Origin of the sequence: Polaromonas glacialis (assembly GCF_000709345.1) — a bacterium.
Taxonomy (GTDB): domain Bacteria; phylum Pseudomonadota; class Gammaproteobacteria; order Burkholderiales; family Burkholderiaceae_C; genus Polaromonas; species Polaromonas glacialis.
Map to the genome: position 1 here is coordinate 3,883,755 of NZ_KL448323.1, position 17,838 is coordinate 3,901,592.

Annotated in this window: 8 protein-coding genes, 2 tRNA genes, 3 rRNA genes and 2 pseudogenes; 11 read left to right on the forward strand and 4 right to left on the reverse strand. The window is 58.2% G+C overall.

Features of this window, described 5'->3' with window-relative positions; translation table 11 throughout:
- The first annotated feature begins 151 nt into the window (after window positions 1–151).
- The 3 genes and pseudogenes from EC86_RS26320 to EC86_RS26325 all read left to right on the forward strand — a co-directional run bounded on the left by EC86_RS26320 (window position 152) and on the right by EC86_RS26325 (window position 2,918).
- A pseudogene (locus tag EC86_RS26320) lies at window positions 152–1,537 on the forward strand (acyclic terpene utilization AtuA family protein).
- The gene (locus EC86_RS0118985) at window positions 1,534–1,890 is read left to right on the forward strand and encodes an AtuA-related protein (RefSeq protein WP_029527451.1); all 357 of its coding nucleotides are present in this window, start codon (window positions 1,534–1,536) and stop codon (window positions 1,888–1,890) included. Before EC86_RS26320 ends, EC86_RS0118985 begins: the two are co-directional and overlap by 4 nt.
- A gap of 71 nt (window positions 1,891–1,961) precedes the next feature.
- A pseudogene (locus EC86_RS26325) lies at window positions 1,962–2,918 on the forward strand (Bug family tripartite tricarboxylate transporter substrate binding protein).
- Between the two features lie 17 nt (window positions 2,919–2,935).
- On the opposite strand, the gene EC86_RS0118995 reads toward EC86_RS26325, so the two are convergent.
- Window positions 2,936–4,519, reverse strand: coding sequence for a phospholipase D family protein (locus EC86_RS0118995; protein ID WP_051676196.1), 1,584 nt, complete (start codon window positions 4,517–4,519; stop codon window positions 2,936–2,938).
- Window positions 4,520–4,757: 238 nt separating this feature from the next.
- Window positions 4,758–6,686, reverse strand: coding sequence for an ATP-binding cassette domain-containing protein (locus EC86_RS0119000; RefSeq protein WP_029527454.1), 1,929 nt, complete (start codon window positions 6,684–6,686; stop codon window positions 4,758–4,760).
- 586 nt (window positions 6,687–7,272) lie between these two features.
- Between EC86_RS0119000 and EC86_RS0119005 the strand changes: the two genes are divergently transcribed.
- From EC86_RS0119005 to rrf, 5 genes are all read left to right on the forward strand, one after another.
- Window positions 7,273–8,813: ribosomal RNA gene (locus EC86_RS0119005) — 16S ribosomal RNA — on the forward strand.
- A gap of 132 nt (window positions 8,814–8,945) precedes the next feature.
- A tRNA-Ile gene (locus tag EC86_RS0119010) sits at window positions 8,946–9,022 on the forward strand.
- A 47-nt stretch (window positions 9,023–9,069) separates the two neighbouring features.
- Window positions 9,070–9,145, forward strand: a tRNA-Ala gene (locus EC86_RS0119015).
- 355 nt (window positions 9,146–9,500) lie between these two features.
- Window positions 9,501–12,379, forward strand: a 23S ribosomal RNA gene (locus EC86_RS0119020).
- 157 nt (window positions 12,380–12,536) lie between these two features.
- A 5S ribosomal RNA gene (gene rrf / locus EC86_RS0119025) occupies window positions 12,537–12,649 on the forward strand.
- Together the 16S, 23S and 5S rRNA genes with 2 tRNA genes alongside form the textbook arrangement of a ribosomal RNA operon.
- Window positions 12,650–12,745: 96 nt before the next feature.
- Here rrf and EC86_RS0119030 read toward each other — a convergent pair.
- Together EC86_RS0119030 and EC86_RS0119035 are read right to left on the reverse strand one after the other, a co-directional pair.
- Window positions 12,746–13,666 (reverse strand): MBL fold metallo-hydrolase, encoded by a 921-nt coding sequence (locus EC86_RS0119030; protein ID WP_029527455.1) that lies wholly within the window; start codon window positions 13,664–13,666, stop codon window positions 12,746–12,748.
- Window positions 13,667–13,872: 206 nt separating this feature from the next.
- Window positions 13,873–14,619: a DUF8198 family protein gene (locus tag EC86_RS0119035; protein ID WP_029527456.1), complete on the reverse strand. Its 747-nt coding sequence runs from the start codon at window positions 14,617–14,619 to the stop codon at window positions 13,873–13,875.
- A gap of 77 nt (window positions 14,620–14,696) precedes the next feature.
- Between EC86_RS0119035 and EC86_RS0119040 the strand changes: the two genes are divergently transcribed.
- From EC86_RS0119040 to EC86_RS0119050, 3 genes are read left to right on the forward strand one after another with little or no spacing between them, the layout of a single operon-like run.
- Window positions 14,697–15,209, forward strand: coding sequence for a hypothetical protein (locus EC86_RS0119040; protein ID WP_029527457.1), 513 nt, complete (start codon window positions 14,697–14,699; stop codon window positions 15,207–15,209).
- 28 nt (window positions 15,210–15,237) lie between these two features.
- Window positions 15,238–16,863: a GMC family oxidoreductase gene (locus EC86_RS0119045; protein ID WP_029527458.1), complete on the forward strand. Its 1,626-nt coding sequence runs from the start codon at window positions 15,238–15,240 to the stop codon at window positions 16,861–16,863.
- Between the two features lie 26 nt (window positions 16,864–16,889).
- Window positions 16,890–17,825: an esterase/lipase family protein gene (locus tag EC86_RS0119050; protein WP_051676069.1), complete on the forward strand. Its 936-nt coding sequence runs from the start codon at window positions 16,890–16,892 to the stop codon at window positions 17,823–17,825.
- The last annotated feature ends 13 nt before the right edge of the window (window positions 17,826–17,838 follow it).

The window sequence follows — 17,838 nt, forward strand, 5'->3', positions numbered from 1 at the left end:
TTGCTCGGCGCCCTGAACGCCGGCCACGGGATTAACCTCTACCTTCGGATTTAACAAACTACCGCTAATTAATCCATATTTTCAATATTACAAATAATAGGCGCCCGCCTAAAGTCAGGCCACGTTGTTCTTCACAGAAAGGCCTGAGCGCGTGACACCTGTTTCCACGATCCCCCTGTTGATCGGCTGCGCCGCCGGTTTTTCAGGGGACCGCGTTGACGCCGCCGGGCCGGTGGTGGAGAGCCTGATTGCACGTTGCGCGGCCCAGCCGGGGCAGCGGGCCTTTTTGATTTTCGAGACGCTGGCCGAGCGCACCCTGGCGCTGGCGCAGTTGCGCCGCCGCGCCGATCCGGAGTCTGGATTCGAGCCTTTGCTTGACGACCTGCTGCGGCCGGTGCTGGCGCGTTGCCTGCAGCATGGCGTTCGCATCGTGAGCAACTTTGGCGCTGCGAATCCGCAGGCGGCGGCGCGGCATATTCAGCGCATGGCTCAAGAGCTGGGCTTGCCGCTGCCGCGCATTGCCGTGGTGTCGAGCGACGATGTGTCGGGCGCTTCGCATCGCCCGCTGTTGCAGGCGCAACTGGGTGCGGCGATGGACCACCTCCAGATCATCAGCGCCAACGCCTATATCGGCGCCTAAGCGATTGCCGCCGCGCTCAATGCGGGCGCCCAGATCGTGGTGGCAGGCCGCGTCGCCGACCCGTCTCTGACGGTCGGGCCGGCGCTGTCGCATTTCGGCTGGCGGGCTGACGACTGGGACCGCATCGGGCGCGCCACCATGGCCGGCCATTTGCTGGAATGCGGCGCCCAGGTGTGCGGCGGCTACTTTGCCGATCCCGGCTACAAGGAGGTGCCCGAGCTGCACGCTGTGGGATATCCGATCGCTGAAATCGATGCTGATGGCGATTGCGTCATTGGCAAGGCAGACAACACCGGCGGTCTTGTGAGTCTGGCCACTGTGAAAGAGCAGCTCTTGTATGAAGTGCATGACCCGGCCGCCTACCTGACGCCCGATGTCGTGGCCGACATCAGCGACGCCCGGCTGGAAGAAGTCGGGCTGAACCGCGTCGCGCTGAAGGGTGTACGCGGCCATGCCCGGCCGGCCTCTTTGAAAGTCAATGTGTTCCATGAAGGCGGCTGGCTAGCCGAAGGCGAAATTTCCTACGCCGGACCGCGTACCGAGGCGCGCGTCAGGCTGGCGGCCGATGTGCTGCGCCAGCGATTGGCCGGTCTGGCGCTGCGGGTGGACCTGATCGGCGCCGTCAGCATCTTTGGCGACGATGAGGGTCGATTGCTGCAGGCCACCCCGGCGGGCGATGCCCGAGACGTGCGCCTGCGGGTGGCCGCCGCGCACGGCGAACGCGCGCAGGCAGAGCGCCTGGCGCGGGAAGTCATGGCGCTGTACACCTGCGGCCCGGCCGGCGGCGGCGGCGTCCGCACCGCGCTGACGCCACGCCTCAATACCTTGTCCTGCCTGGTGCCGCGCGAAGCCGTGCCGACGCATTTCACCATGCTGGACGGGGAGGAACTGACATGAACGAATTTTTAACGGTCCCGCTGTACCACGCCGCGCACGGACGCACCGGCGACAAAGGCAACCGCTCCAACATCAGCGTGATTGCATGGCATCCCGATCTGTACCCGGTGCTGGTCGATCAACTGACGCCGCAGGCCGTGGCGGAACATTTTGCACATCGCCAGCCAGCCGCAGTGCAACGCTATTTGCTGCCCCAGTTGCAGGCCATGAATTTTGTGCTGGATGGGGTGCTGGATGGCGGCGTGAACAATGCGCTGAACCTAGACACGCATGGCAAGGCGCTGTCGTTCTGGCTACTGGATTTTCCGGTGCGTATTCCTGTTTCACTGTTGCCGCTGCTGCCAGGCGAGTGATGCCAATTTTTGACAATTTAAAACAAGGAGACATAATGACTTCCATTTCAATACACCGCATTCGTCCTGTCATGCTTGGCGTTACTCCGCTTTGCGCTCTGGGCGGGCTTTTGCCGGTGCTGGCCCTGGCGCAGTCCTTTCCCGACAAACCCATCACCTTTATGGTGCCCTTTGCCGCCGGTAGTGCCACCGACCAGTTGGCCCGCGCCATTGGTCAGGCGGCAACCACCAGCACCAAGGCCAGCGTGGTGGTCGACAACAAGCCCGGCGCCAACAGTTTCATTGGCGCGAAGACAGCGGCCAAGGCCAAGCCCGATGGCTACACGGTGTTCATCACCACCAACACCACGCAAGCGGCCAGCGAAAATTTGTTCAAGAAGCTGCCTTAAGACCCGGTCAAAGACTTTGCCCCGGTCACTGCCTTGGGGCGCGGCGGCCAGATCATGGTCGTCAACCCCAAGCTGCCGGTCAAGGACGTGAAGGAGTTCATCGCGCTGGCCAAGTCCAAGCCCGGCCAGCTGTCATTCGGCAGTGGCAGTTCGTCGAGCAGGGTTGCGGGCGAAATGTTCAAGCAGCTCACCGGCACGTACATCCTGAACATTCCCTACAAGAGCAACCCGCCTGCAGTGACGGACTTGCTGAGCGGACAGATCGACATGATGATCACCGACATGGCCACTGGCTTGCCCCAGGTCAAGGCCGGCAAGCTCAAGGCGCTGGGCGTTTCCACCAAGCAGCGCTCGCCGCTTGCGCCTGATGTGCCGACACTGGAAGAAGCCGGCGTCAAGGGCTACAAGATGACCTACTGGTTTGCCGCCTATGTGCCAGCCGGCACCCCGGCCGATGTGGTGGGCAAGCTGAACGAGATGCTGGTGACGGCTGCGCGCAGCAGCGGTGCTGCGGGCTTTTACCAGTCCACCGGCACAGAAATTTTCACCAGCACGCCGACCGAACTGGGCAACTTCCAGGCGGCAGAGTCGCTCAAGTGGGGCCGCATCATCAAGGCCGCAGGAATCGAGCCGGAATAATGGAATAAGTCTGCGCGTTACAGCATCTCGTCCGGTGCCAATGGGCCGATCAGCTTGAGCAGCAGCTTCAGGGGCAGGCTGGCATCGGGCTCGGTCGTCGAATCCTTGAGATTCGAGCCTTGCGGCGCGCGCCAAACAAGTTGGCCATCAACCAGTTCCACATGGTAGGCGCCGCTCGTCAGTGCCGGCTCTATCATGCGGGTCGCCTCCAGCGACAGCGCGCGGTTGCGGATGATAATGGCGACTTCGCTATTTTGCAGCTTCGAGCGCAAGTCAAGGTTCATTGAGCCAACAACCAGCAGACTGCCATCCATGACTACCACTTTGGCGTGCAGACTCGCGCGTGAGCTGTTTTTCGAGCCCCCTGTCGAGCCCGTGCCCGAACCGAAGCTCAAGACCGTACCTTCCTGTTCGGCGCGCATTTCATAGATTTCAATACCCATTGCCAGCAGCGCTTCGCGGTAGCGGGCATAACCCACATGCGCGGCGGGCGCATCGTTGGAGGCCAGGGAATTGGTCAATACCCGTACCCGTACACCGCGCCGCCTTATCTCGGCAAACTGGCTCATCATGCGTTCACCCGGCACAAAATAGGGCGAAACGATCAGCAGGTCGGTTTTGGCCTGCGACATGAGTTGCAACAGGCCATCAACCGCTGTTTCCTGCGCTTCTTCCACGTCGTCGGCGTCGGCGGCAATCTTCGAGGGCTGGTCAACCAGCAACGCCGATGGGGCCCAGGCCCAGGTCAACAGACGCAGGTCGGTCGAATCGGGCAGGGCGTTGGGGGCATCGGCGGCTAAGGCCAAAGTTTTGGCCGGCGTTTCCATGGCTGCTGCGTCAGCCGCCGGCTGCGGGGCGCTGGCTGGCGCTGGCTTGGGCTTGAGCGCCTCGATTTCCTTCTTGGTCATGAGCGACTGCACCGGATAGGCCAGCGGGTTGTTCCAGTACTGGTCAAAGCTGCGCGACAGGTCGCGCGCGATGCGGCCCGCCGCCAGCACATCGATGTCAATGAAATTGGTGCCTTCGCTCTGGCCGAAATAGGTTTCGCCCAGGTTGCGCCCGCCGGTGATGGCGACCGCGTTGTCGGCGACAAAGATCTTGTTGTGCATGCGCCGCTGCATGCGCGCCACGTCCTTGAGGTTGCTCACGATGCGCAGCACCATGGAGCCACGCCCGCCGGGCAGGGGATTGAACAGCCGCAGTTCAATATTCTTTTCAAACGCCAGCTTCAGCACCTGCGCATTCTTGCCCGAGGTGTTGAAGTCGTCGAGCAGAATGCGGATGCGAACGCCGCGCCCGGCCGCTTCGCGCAGGGCCACGAACATGCGCTCGGTGGTGTCGTCGGCAAAGATCGCGTAATACTGGATGTCGAGCGTTTTTTGCGCCGCCTTGATCAGCGTCATGCGGCTGGTGAAGGCCAGTTCGGCATTGCCGACCAGCGCGAAGCCGGAGTCGTTGCGCGTGCCCGCCTGGGCGGCGCGTGCCTGCACCAGCTGGCCCAGCCGGGTTTCCATCGGGTTGGCCAGCGCCGTTGACACCGGCCGGTCCACCTTGCTTGGCAGCGAGGTGCATCCGGTCAACCAGACGCTGAAAAATACCATAGCCAGCCATTGATGGATGCCGCCAAGCCGGCTTGCCTGCAAGACGGAAAAAGTGCTGGGGCAAAGCGCGACAGTAGTTTGCATGATGCTGGCTACTCTAGCGCAAGGCCGCGCTGTTCAAACGCTCAGGAAGGCGAGTTTTAGCCTCTACTTTTTGTAGGTGGCTGGCCTGAGATCGGGACCGGCCAGCGCGGCCACCTGCGCGGCGCAATGGCAGGCGGCCATGGCTGAAAAGTTCTCAGGACGACAGCGCTTCCCAGCGTTGCAGGGCGTCCATGAGTTCTTCCTCGATCTTGCTGTTGCGCGCCGTGAGTTCGGCCGCCCGCTTGGCATTGCTGGTGTAGAGCGTGCCGTCATAGAGTTCCTGCTCGATCGCCTTTTGCTGCGATTCGAGTTGCTGGATCAGCGCTGGCAAGCCGTCGAGCTCACGCTGCTCCTTGTAGCTCAATTTCTTTTTTGATAGCTGCTCGCGCTCGTCCTTGTTGGGCTCGGCACTGTTTTTGTCCTTATTCTTGGTGCTGGAGGCAGCAACCGCCGTTTTATTGCTGCCGGTGATTTGCGCCGCGCGTTTCGACTGGGTGATCCAGTCGGTCACGCCGCCTTCGTATTCGCGCCAGAAGCCGGGGTTCTCGGGTGTGCCTTCGTAGGCGATGGTGCTGGTCACGACGTTGTCCAGGAAGCGGCGGTCATGGCTGACCAGGAATACCGTGCCTTCGTAGTTCTGCAGCAGGTCTTCAAGCAGTTCCAGGGTGTCGATGTCCAGGTCGTTGGTCGGTTCGTCGAGCACCAGCACGTTGGCCGGCCGGGCAAACAGGCGCGCCAGCAGCAGGCGGTTGCGTTCGCCGCCGCTCAAACTGCGAACGGGGGAGCGGGCGCGCTCGGGGCTGAACAAGAAGTCGGTCAAATAACTCTTGACGTGTTTTTTCTGGCCGTTGATTTCGACCCATTCGCTGCCGGGGCTGATGAAGTCTTCCAGCGTCGCGTCCAAGTCCAGCGCATCGCGCATCTGGTCAAAATAGGCGACCTGCAGGTTCGCGCCCTGGCGAATCTTGCCGGGCGGGGTGGTCACATCGGGCTGCAGTTCCCCCAGGATGAGCTTGAGCAAGGTGCTTTTGCCAGCGCCGTTGGGCCCCAGCAGGCCTACTTTGTCGCCGCGCAGCAAGGTGGCGCTGAAATGGCTGACGATGGTCTTTTCGGCCCCCGGATGGCCAAAACTCTTGGACACGTTCGTGAGTTCCGCCACGATCTTGCCGCTCTTGTCACCGCTGGAAACGTCCAGATTGACGCGTCCTAGCGCATCGCGCCGGGCCGAGCGGCCTTCACGCAGCACTTCGAGCCGTCCGATGCGGGCGGTGCTGCGCGTGCGGCGCGCCTCGACGCCCTTGCGAATCCAGATTTCTTCTTGCGCCAAAAGCTTGTCGGCCTTGGCGAAGATGACGGCTTCCTGCGCCATCTGGTCTTCCTTCTGGATCAGGTACTGGGCAAAATTGCCGGGGTAACTGCGCAGCTTGCCGCGATCGAGTTCAACGATGACGTTCGCCACCTGGTCCAGAAAGGCCCGGTCATGGGTGATGGTGATGATGCTGCCGTTGAAATTGACCAGCAGTTCTTCCAACCAGGCAATCGAGTCTAGATCCAGATGGTTGGTGGGTTCGTCGAGCAGCAGCACGTCAGGCTTGGCAACCAGTGCCTGCGCCAGCGCCACACGCTTCTTTGTGCCGCCCGAGAGCGAGCCGACGATGGCGTCCTTGTCCAGGTGCAGGCGGTGCAGGGTTTCCTCCACGCGCTGCTCCCACGTCCAGCCATCGAGCGCCTCGATTTCGGACTGCAGCGCGTCCAGGTCCGTATGTTCGTCAGCCGCTAAATACAGCTCAACCACATGCCGGGTGCGGGCCAGTCCTGCGCTGGCAGCGATGAATACAGTGGCATGCGGGTCCAGACTGGGCTCCTGCGGAACATAGGCAATGCGCAGGTTCTGCTGCAATTGCAAGGTACCGTCATCGGGCTTTTCCAGTCCTGCAAGTATCTTGAGCAACGATGACTTGCCCGTGCCATTGCGGCCAATCAGGCCAATGCGCTGGTTGGTTTCGAGAGAGAAATCTGCATGATCCAGCAGAGCGACATGCCCAAAAGCGAGTTGGGCGTCTAGAAGAGTAATGAGTGCCATATAGGGAGTGATTATCCCGCCAGAGGGGTAACTATGGGATTTCGCGGAACCGGTCGATGAAGGACGCATGTGTTTGCACTTGACCTTCGTTTTTGCAGGTACGCTGGCTGGCAGGTATTCGTTCAAAAAAATCCCGTGAGAAAGTTTGAAACTTTTTGTAGAAGCGTTCTCGCACAAGCCGTGCAACGGTGCTATGATTTGCGGCTCTGCTGAAGAAAAGGCGGCTGTTCTGAAAAATAGTCGATGGGTCACAAAGCAGAAACAAAAGTCAAAACAAATTTGACCACTGCTTTAAAAGCGGTATATAATTTGAGGCTCTGCTGATTACAGCAAACGGTTTGAAAGTCTGGTGGCAAACGCTGCGGGATGACAAGCCAGGATCATTAAAAATTTACAGCCGATAAGTATGGGCGTTTGAAGGGCGAAGAGCCAGGTCACTTGTGACCAGGTCTTCTGGACCTTAAACGCTCATGGAGATAGAAAAAGTGGACTCATTTATGAGTTCTCTTCAATTCCGTTTTTATGAGTTTTCTTCGCGTGCTGGGCTTTGGCCTGGAGCGCGGAGTTGAAAATTATTGCAGAGATTAAACTATAGAGTTTGATCCTGGCTCAGATTGAACGCTGGCGGCATGCCTTACACATGCAAGTCGAACGGCAGCACGGGAGCAATCCTGGTGGCGAGTGGCGAACGGGTGAGTAATATATCGGAACGTGCCCAGTCGTGGGGGATAACGTAGAGAAATTTACGCTAATACCGCATACGATCTAAGGATGAAAGCGGGGGACTTCGCAAGAGGCCTCGCGCGATTGGAGCGGCTGATATCAGATTAGGTTGTTGGTGAGGTAAAAGCTCACCAAGCCGACGATCTGTAGCTGGTTTGAGAGAACGACCAGCCACACTGGGACTGAGACACGGCCCAGACTCCTACGGGAGGCAGCAGTGGGGAATTTTGGACAATGGGCGAAAGCCTGATCCAGCAATGCCGCGTGCAGGAAGAAGGCCTTCGGGTTGTAAACTGCTTTTGTACGGAACGAAAAGGTCTGCCCTAATACGGCGGGCCCATGACGGTACCGTAAGAATAAGCACCGGCTAACTACGTGCCAGCAGCCGCGGTAATACGTAGGGTGCGAGCGTTAATCGGAATTACTGGGCGTAAAGCGTGCGCAGGCGGTGATGTAAGACAGTTGTGAAATCCCCGGGCTCAACCTGGGAATTGCATCTGTGACTGCATCGCTAGAGTACGGTAGAGGGGGATGGAATTCCGCGTGTAGCAGTGAAATGCGTAGATATGCGGAGGAACACCGATGGCGAAGGCAATCCCCTGGACCTGTACTGACGCTCATGCACGAAAGCGTGGGGAGCAAACAGGATTAGATACCCTGGTAGTCCACGCCCTAAACGATGTCAACTGGTTGTTGGGTGCATTAGTACTCAGTAACGAAGCTAACGCGTGAAGTTGACCGCCTGGGGAGTACGGCCGCAAGGTTGAAACTCAAAGGAATTGACGGGGACCCGCACAAGCGGTGGATGATGTGGTTTAATTCGATGCAACGCGAAAAACCTTACCTACCTTTGACATGTACGGAACTCGCCAGAGATGGCTTGGTGCTCGAAAGAGAACCGTAACACAGGTGCTGCATGGCTGTCGTCAGCTCGTGTCGTGAGATGTTGGGTTAAGTCCCGCAACGAGCGCAACCCTTGTCATTAGTTGCTACATTTAGTTGGGCACTCTAATGAGACTGCCGGTGACAAACCGGAGGAAGGTGGGGATGACGTCAAGTCCTCATGGCCCTTATAGGTAGGGCTACACACGTCATACAATGGATGGTACAAAGGGTCGCCAACCCGCGAGGGGGAGCCAATCCCATAAAGCCATTCGTAGTCCGGATCGCAGTCTGCAACTCGACTGCGTGAAGTCGGAATCGCTAGTAATCGTGGATCAGAATGTCACGGTGAATACGTTCCCGGGTCTTGTACACACCGCCCGTCACACCATGGGAGCGGGTTCTGCCAGAAGTAGTTAGCCTAACCTGCAAAGGAGGGCGATTACCACGGCAGGGTTCGTGACTGGGGTGAAGTCGTAACAAGGTAGCCGTATCGGAAGGTGCGGCTGGATCACCTCCTTTCTGGAAATGAAGCTTTTTGCGCTTCTTACGCCCATTCTTATCGGCTGTTGTGTAAAACAACAGCGTTGGCTTTCAATTAAATATATTAATCTAATTGGTGCTGCCTTCCAGAGGTTCTTTATTGAATTGCGAGGGTCTGTAGCTCAGCTGGTTAGAGCACTGTGTTGATAACGCAGGGGTCGTTGGTTCGAGTCCAACCAGACCCACCAAATCAGGTTTGAGGAATTTCAGGGAATTTTAAAAGGGTTCCGATCCTGGGGGATTAGCTCAGCTGGGAGAGCACCTGCTTTGCAAGCAGGGGGTCGTCGGTTCGATCCCGTCATCCTCCACCACTTATCAAGGTCCATCGCGAAAGCGTTGGATGCGAAATTCATTAATGCAAAGCATTCTCTTGGAGAGTGCTTTGTGTTGGTTGATTTGTTTGTTCATTTCGATTGATTATTGGCTGTTCTTTAAAAATTCATAGAGTTAAATCAGCGCTGCTGGTGGAAACTGCACATTCGTAAAGGTTTAGTGCAGACCGTGCCGCCAGCAGCACAATTTAGAGAAATTTTGATTGCGTCAAAATGAACTTTTGATTTCGACATTAATGCAAATTAAATCGAATTGAAAGATACGGCATAACGCGTCAGGTGAAAGACCTGACAATCATTCCTTGAAAATGATTTTGAGAAATCAAAGTTATAGGGTCAAGTGAATAAGAGCACATGGTGGATGCCTTGGCAATGATAGGCGACGAAAGACGTGATAGCCTGCGATAAGCTTCGGGGAGCTGGCAAATTAGCTTTGATCCGGAGATTTCTGAATGGGGAAACCCACCGAAAGGTATCGCACACTGAATACATAGGTGTGCGAGGCGAACCGGGTGAACTGAAACATCTCAGTAGCTCGAGGAAAAGACATCAACCGAGATTCCGAAAGTAGTGGCGAGCGAAATCGGAAAAGCCTGCACGTGATAGCAGGACTCTTAGCAAAGCAGCATGGAAAGGCTGGCCATAGCGGGTGATAGCCCCGTATGCAAAAAGAGACCTGTGGTACTGAGCGTGCGAAAAGTAGGGCGGGACACGAGAAATCCTGTCTGAATATGGGGGGACCATCCTCCAAGGCTAAATACTCATCATTGACCGATAGTGAACTAGTACCGTGAGGGAAAGGCGAAAAGAACCCCGGGAGGGGAGTGAAATAGATCCTGAAACCGTGTGCTTACAAAAAGTAGGAGCCTGGAAACGGGTGACTGCGTACCTTTTGTATAATGGGTCAGCGACTTACATTCAGTGGCAAGGTTAACCGAATAGGGAAGCCGTAGAGAAATCGAGTCCGAATAGGGCGAACAGTCGCTGGGTGTAGACCCGAAACCAAGTGAGCTATCCATGGCCAGGATGAAGGTGCAGTAACATGCACTGGAGGTCCGAACCCACTAGTGTTGCAAAACTAGGGGATGAGCTGTGGATAGGGGTGAAAGGCTAAACAAACTTGGAAATAGCTGGTTCTCTCCGAAAACTATTTAGGTAGTGCCTCAAGTATTACCATCGGGGGTAGAGCACTGTTTTGGCTAGGGGGTCATGGCGACTTACCAAACCAAGGCAAACTCCGAATACCGATGAGTACAGCTTGGGAGACAGAGCACCGGGTGCTAACGTCCGGACTCAAGAGGGAAACAACCCAGACCGCCAGCTAAGGTCCCTAAAATTGGCTAAGTGGGAAACGAAGTGGGAAGGCTATAACAGTCAGGATGTTGGCTTAGAAGCAGCCATCATTTAAAGAAAGCGTAATAGCTCACTGATCGAGTCGTCCTGCGCGGAAGATGTAACGGGGCTAAGCCAGTTACCGAAGCTGCGGATGCACAGTTTACTGTGCGTGGTAGGAGAGCGTTCTGTAAGCCTGTGAAGGTGGCGGTGTAAACCCTGCTGGAGGTATCAGAAGTGCGAATGCTGACATGAGTAGCGTTAAAGGGGGTGAAAAGCCCCCTCGCCGTAAGCGCAAGGTTTTCTACGCAACGTTCATCGGCGTAGAGTGAGTCGGCCCCTAAGGCGAGGCAGAGATGCGTAGCTGATGGGAAACAGGTCAATATTCCTGTACCGATGTGTAGTGCGATGTGGGGACGGAGAAGGTTAGCTCAGCCAACTGTTGGATATGTTGGTTCAAGCCTGTAGTCGTGCCTGGTAGGTAAATCCGCCGGGCTTAGATGAGGGGTGATAACGAGGCTGCTTGCAGCCGAAGTGAGTGATACCCTGCTTCCAGGAAAAGCCACTAAGCTTCAGCTACACACGACCGTACCGCAAACCGACACTGGTGCGCGAGATGAGTATTCTAAGGCGCTTGAGAGAACTCAGGAGAAGGAACTCGGCAAATTGACACCGTAACTTCGGAAGAAGGTGTGCCTCTAGTCAGTGATGGGATTTACTCCCGGAGCTAAACGAGGTTGCAAAAAATCGGTGGCTGCGACTGTTTATTAAAAACACAGCACTCTGCTAAGACGAAAGTCGACGTATAGGGTGTGACGCCTGCCCGGTGCTGGAAGATTAAATGATGGGGTGCAAGCTCTTGATTGAAGTCCCAGTAAACGGCGGCCGTAACTATAACGGTCCTAAGGTAGCGAAATTCCTTGTCGGGTAAGTTCCGACCTGCACGAATGGCGTAACGATGGCCACACTGTCTCCTCCTGAGACTCAGCGAAGTTGAAATGTTTGTGATGATGCAATCTCCCCGCGGAAAGACGGAAAGACCCCATGAACCTTTACTGTAGCTTTGTATTGGATTTTGAACAGACCTGTGTAGGATAGGTGGGAGGCTTTGAAGCCGGGACGCTAGTTCCGGTGGAGCCAACGTTGAAATACCACCCTGGTGTGTTTGAGGTTCTAACCTAGGTCCATTATCTGGATCGGGGACAGTGCATGGTAGGCAGTTTGACTGGGGCGGTCTCCTCCCAAAGTGTAACGGAGGAGTTCGAAGGTACGCTAGTTACGGTCGGACATCGTGACGATAGTGCAATGGCATAAGCGTGCTTAACTGCGAGACTGACAAGTCGAGCAGATGCGAAAGCAGGACATAGTGATCCGGTGGTTCTGTATGGAAGGGCCATCGCTCAACGGATAAAAGGTACTCTGGGGATAACAGGCTGATACCGCCCAAGAGTTCATATCGACGGCGGTGTTTGGCACCTCGATGTCGGCTCATCTCATCCTGGGGCTGTAGCCGGTCCCAAGGGTATGGCTGTTCGCCATTTAAAGAGGTACGTGAGCTGGGTTTAAAACGTCGTGAGACAGTTTGGTCCCTATCTTCCGTGGGCGCTGCAGATTTGAGGAAGCCTGCTCCTAGTACGAGAGGACCGGAGTGGACGAACCTCTGGTGTACCGGTTGTCACGCCAGTGGCATTGCCGGGTAGCTAAGTTCGGAAGAGATAACCGCTGAAAGCATCTAAGCGGGAAACTCGTTTCAAGATTAGATCTGCCGGGGCCTTGAGCCCCCTGAAGAGTCGTTCAAGACCAGGACGTTGATAGGCTGGGTGTGGAAGCGCAGTAATGCGTTAAGCTAACCAGTACTAATTGCTCGAGAGGCTTGACCCTATAACTTTGATTAATTCAAAGGTGTTATGCCAAGACTGACGCATTCAAAAGACGCATCCCTAAAAAAGACGCGCAAGACTCTAAATTACAGCTGATTTGCTCTATGAATTCGATGGACGGCTTCCCGCGTGGGGAGCCGCTCGTCAAAACAGTTATGCCTGATGACCATAGCAAGTTGGTACCACTCCTTCCCATCCCGAACAGGACAGTGAAACGACTCAGCGCCGATGATAGTGCGGATTCCCGTGTGAAAGTAGGTCATCGTCAGGCTCTTACCCCCTGAACCAGCCCGGTTGATCTAGCGATCGACTGGGCTTTTTCTTTTGGCTCGCGGGTTTATTCATTGCAAGCAGCGTTGTTTGCTTCTCATAAATTGAACAAGTATTCACCTTCCTGTCCCGCAACGCCAGCGGCGACCAGTTCATTGCACAACTGTTCCATCCACGGACGCATCGGGATATCTGCGAAGAAACGCACCTGGATCTGTTGAAAATAGGAGGTCGCCATGGCCCATTGTGTAAATTCAGTGGTTGACTGGCGTTGAACCTCAAGCAGTTTGAACTTGAGCAATACCTTTACCGCATGCCGTGCATGCCGTACTGGACTGGCGGTGAACGCCTCCAGGCGCTGGTACGCTTTGCCCAGTATTCCTGGTGTGTAACTGAAAATCCTTCCATGCCCCGGGATGACGGTTTTCGGATTAATCCGGCCAATAAGGGCCAGAGTAGCGGCAACCTCAGAAAAGGCGTTCGCTCCTTCAAGCTCTGGAAACACCACACCGAAGCCGTTTTCCCATAGAGCATCCGCTGAAATCAGAACCCTGCTGACGGGTTCAAAAAAGATAAGCGAATGCGGGTCATGCCCGGAAGCGGCATGGATCTGCCAGTCAGCAGCACCGAACCGGATATCGGTCCCAGGCTGAAGCGTCTGGTCAAAACTGAATCTTGGACACAATTGGCCGGTCGGCACATACGTGAGCGCGACGTCATCCCACTGCGCGACCTGCGGGGCATGCCCCGGCGGTATCCATGTCTGGAGCACTGGGTAGCGTACCTGCAAGGCGGCATTGCCTCCGCAATGATCGCTGTGCAGGTGGGTATTGACAAGCACATCCAGCGGGCGGCTGCCCAGCGAGCCGTCAACCAGAGACAGCGTTTGTTCCGCGTGCGTGCAGTAGCCGCTGTCAATCAGCAGGGTTTTGTCGCCGCCGGTAAACAGGATGTTGTTGCTTGAAAGCCATCCTCTTTCAAAAACATGCATGCCTTCCGGCAGAATGTGCGCCGCCATCACCAGACAATCGCTTTATTTGATTCAGGCGATTGCACACAATGCCCTCCTGGGGATTTTTTCGACATGGGTTTTTGGAAGTGCATCATCAAATTCAGTGTGTTTGGGCCGTTCAAATGTAAGTCAGGTGCTGCTTGAATAAGCGCTGACATCGTACTTTCAAACCATTCTGAAAGCCTGTCTGTCAAAGCTTCAGCGGGCTCGTCCTAATGCGCCCCGCCGGCTGCCAGCAAATGGCTCAATTTAGTCGCGCAGGCGACATCGCCGTCGTCAAACAAGGCGCGGATCCATTCGGATTCGCGCTGCCGGACCAGTGTCAGGAACTCCTTAGCGCCGCCCATCTGCGCAAAGGCGTCAAAGCCGGTTTCCAGAAACTGCTGAAGCGCGCCCAGGCCTGCGGCGGCTGCCGGGCGGCGCATCACCTTCAGCAGGGTGCGCAGCCCGCGTGCCTGGGTCAAGCGGTCAAGTTCCTGCCCCAGCTGCAGCACCACGTCAAGCTGATGCTCGCGCGCAGCCCGGTCCCCCGACTGGCGCCAGCAACGTACATAGCGGGCCGGTTCGCCATCTTGCGGCGCTGACAGGCTGTCTGCGCGCCAGGCGTGGGCCATCCGGTCGTCCAGCGTTTCCGTCAGCGCGTGAACCTCGGCAAGTGCCGCTGCCGTGGCAACGACAGGCTGCGGGAACAATTTGGAGATGGTGCTGGCAATGCGGGCAAACTGCTGGTCACGGCTGGCATAGTCCCTGTCGCTGTACAGCTCCTGCAAAAAAAACCGTGTTGCTCTGGCATAGCGTGGGTTGTGCAGCAGGTCGGCGTAGGTGGCCTGAAAACGGCGCGCCTGAAAACGCTTGACCTCGGCAATCGCCCTGGCCAGCGCAGGATCGCTGGCATGCTGCTGCCGAAACTGCGCCACGCGCTGCAATGCGTCCTGGATTGTTTGTGCCGGAGTCGCCATAGTGGCTGCCAGTGTAGCTAGCCCCTCTAGAGACCGTGCTCTATTGGCGCCGGCAGGGCCATGCGAAACTCCCCGCCATGCAAAGACGAACACTGTTCAAGCTGGGTCTGGCCTCGGCTGCTGCGCTTGCGTTGGCTGGCGGCGCTGCGGGCTGGCTGTTGCAGCCCGGCCTGCATCAAGACGGCCGCCTTTCGCCGGCAGGCCAAAGCGTGTTTGTCGCCGTCGGCCGGGCCGTGCTGGACAAGAGCCTGCCAGCGGAGGCGGGCGAACGCCACAAGGCGCTTGCGGGACTCTTGGCGCGGATCGATACGCTGGTGCAGGCGCTGCCGTCGCACGCGCAGGCCGAGCTGTCGCAACTGCTGTCGGTGCTGGCCAGCGTGCCGGGTCGGCATGCGCTGGCGGGCCCCGGCCCGCCCTGGGAGCAGGCTTCCATCGCCGACCTGCAGCAGGCGCTCCAGAACATGCGCTTGTCCGCCCTGGCCCTGCGCCAGCAGGCGTATGCGGCCTTGCACGACATTGCCACCGGGGCGTATTTTGCCGATGCTGCGACCTGGCCTCTGCTGGGCTACCCCGGCCCGATGAAAATCTGACAAATCACTGCTGAATGGCGACTCACCCATGAGCTCATTGAATGACCCAATCCAGGAAGGACTGAAGCGCGGCTGGAAAGTCCTTGGCGGCGCACTTGGGGCCATACCGGAAAAAATCGTCTGCGATGTCGCCATCATTGGCAGCGGCGCTGGCGCCGGCATCACCGCCGAACTGCTGACCAAAGCCGGGCTTCAGGTGGTGATGGTCGAGGAAGGTCCGCTCAAGAGCAGCAGCGACTTCAACCAGCTCGAATCCGAAGCCTACCCGGCGCTCTACCAGGAAAGCGCGGCGCGCAAGACCGAGGACAAGGCGATCAACATTTTGCAGGGCCGCTGCGTCGGCGGCTCGACGACGGTGAACTGGACGAGTTCCTTTCGAACGCCGGCATCCACGCTGAAATTCTGGCAGGACCGCTTCGGCCTGTCCGGCTACACCGAAGCCGCCCTGGCGCCGTATTTTGCGCAGGCCGAGCAGCGGCTGAACATCGCGCCGTGGCAGGTGGCGCCGAATGAAAACAATGCCTTGCTGGGCCGTGGTGCGCGCAAGCTCGGCATTCACGCCGAAACCATTTCGCGCAATGTCAAGGGCTGCTGGAATCTGGGCTCGTGCGGGCTGGGCTGCCCGACCAATGCCAAGCAGTCGATGCTGGTCACCACCATCCCGGCCGCACTCGACCTGGGCGCGCAACTGCTGACCGAAACCCGCGCCGAGCGCTTTGAACTGGCCAACGGCCGGGTCAGCGCGCTGATCTGCCGAACTGTCAAGCCAAATGGGGCATTTACGCACGACCAGTCTGCACAAGTAGCTATTAAAATAATAGCGAAGCATTATGTGCTGGCCGGCGGCGCCATCAATTCGCCAGCGGTATTGCTGCGCTCTGGCGCGCCCGATCCGCACGGCCGGCTGGGAAGCCGGACCTTTTTGCATCCGGTGGTGATGTCGTCCAGCATCTTTGACCAGAAGGTCGAGGCCTGGAGCGGCGCGCCGCAGTCGATCTACACCGACCACTTCCTGCAGACCCAGCCGGTCGACGGCGCCATGGGCTACAAGCTGGAGGCGCCGCCGCTGCATCCGCTGATCTTTGCCTCCACCGTGCCGGGTTTTGGCCAGGGACAGCATGACCTGCTCAAGTCGTTTCCGCACAACCACACCCTGCTGGCGCTGCTGCGCGACGGTTTCCATGACGAAGCGCCGGGCGGCCAGGTCAAGCTGCGTGGCGACGGCTCTGCGGTGCTCGATTACCCGCTGGGCGACTACGTCATGCAGGGCGCGCGCCGGGCGCTGCTGTCGATGATGGAAATCCAGTTCGCCGCCGGCGCCCGGCAGGTGCTGCCGCTGCACGAAATGGCTGTGCCCTATACCTCCTGGGCGCAGGCGCGCGAGGCGGTGCTGGCGCTGCCGATGAAGCCGCGCCTGGTGAAGATCGTCAGCGCGCATGTGATGGGCGGCTGCGGCCTGGCCGCCAGCGCGCGCCAGGGCGTGACCCGGCCGGACGGCATGCACTGGCAGCTTGGCAATCTCTCGATTCACGACGGCTCGATTTTCCCGACCAGCATTGGCGCCAACCCGCAGCTGTCGGTGTATGGCGCGGTCAATCGGCTGGCGCAGGGCCTGGCGAAAACGCTGACGGGCCGCGATGTGGCGCTGGCCTGAACGGCCGCCGCGCGCCGCCTGACCTTATGCTTGCATCGCTGCAACGGCTCATCACCCTGTCCATCGTCGCTGCGGCTGCGGGCTGGCTGCTGTATTTCGGCCGCAGCGCGCCCCTCCTGGCTTTTACGGGTTTTATGGCGATTGCGCTTGCCTATTCTGGTTTTCTTGCTATTGAATTAATACTGGCAAGGCAGCTGAACAAAAGCGATCCGGTGCCCCAGCCGAGCTGGCGCGAACTGTTCGCTGCCTGGCGCGGCGAAACCGTCACGGCGCCCCGGGTTTTCTGCTGGCGCCAGCCCTTCCGGCCCAATGCCGTCGCTGACCAGCTTGGCCCGCGCGCGCGGGTGCAAGGGCGCCGGGGCGTGGTCTTCGTGCATGGTTTTTTCTGCAACCGGGGCATCTGGACACCGTGGCTTGAGCGCCTGCAGGGCAGCGGCCACGCCTTCATCGCCGTCAATCTGGAGCCGCTGTTCGGCTCGATCGATGACTATGCGCCGCAGATCGACGAGGCAGTCCGGCGCATCACCGACGCCACCGGCTTGGCGCCGCTGCTGGTCTGCCACAGCATGGGCGGCCTGGCGGCACGCGCCTGGCTCAAGCGGATGAAGGCCGAGGCGAGCGTGCATCACGTGGTGACAATCGGCACGCCGCACCGGGGCACCTGGCTGGCGCGTTTCGGCCATGGCCTCAATGGCCGTCAGATGCGTCTTCTTTCGGAGTGGCACACCGTGCTGGACCATGAAATGCCCGCTGGCCGCCATGCGCTGTTCACCTGCTGGTATTCGAACTGCGACAACATCGTGTTTCCGGCCTCCAGCGCCACGCTGCCGGGTGCGTGCAACCGGCTGGTTCGCGGCGCGGCGCATGTGCAGATGGCCTTTGTGCCTGAAATCATGCAGGCCACGCTGGCCTTGCTGGACCATGGACCTGTCGGCATCTGTGCAAGGGTGGTGAAGGTCTGATTCGCACCTCGGC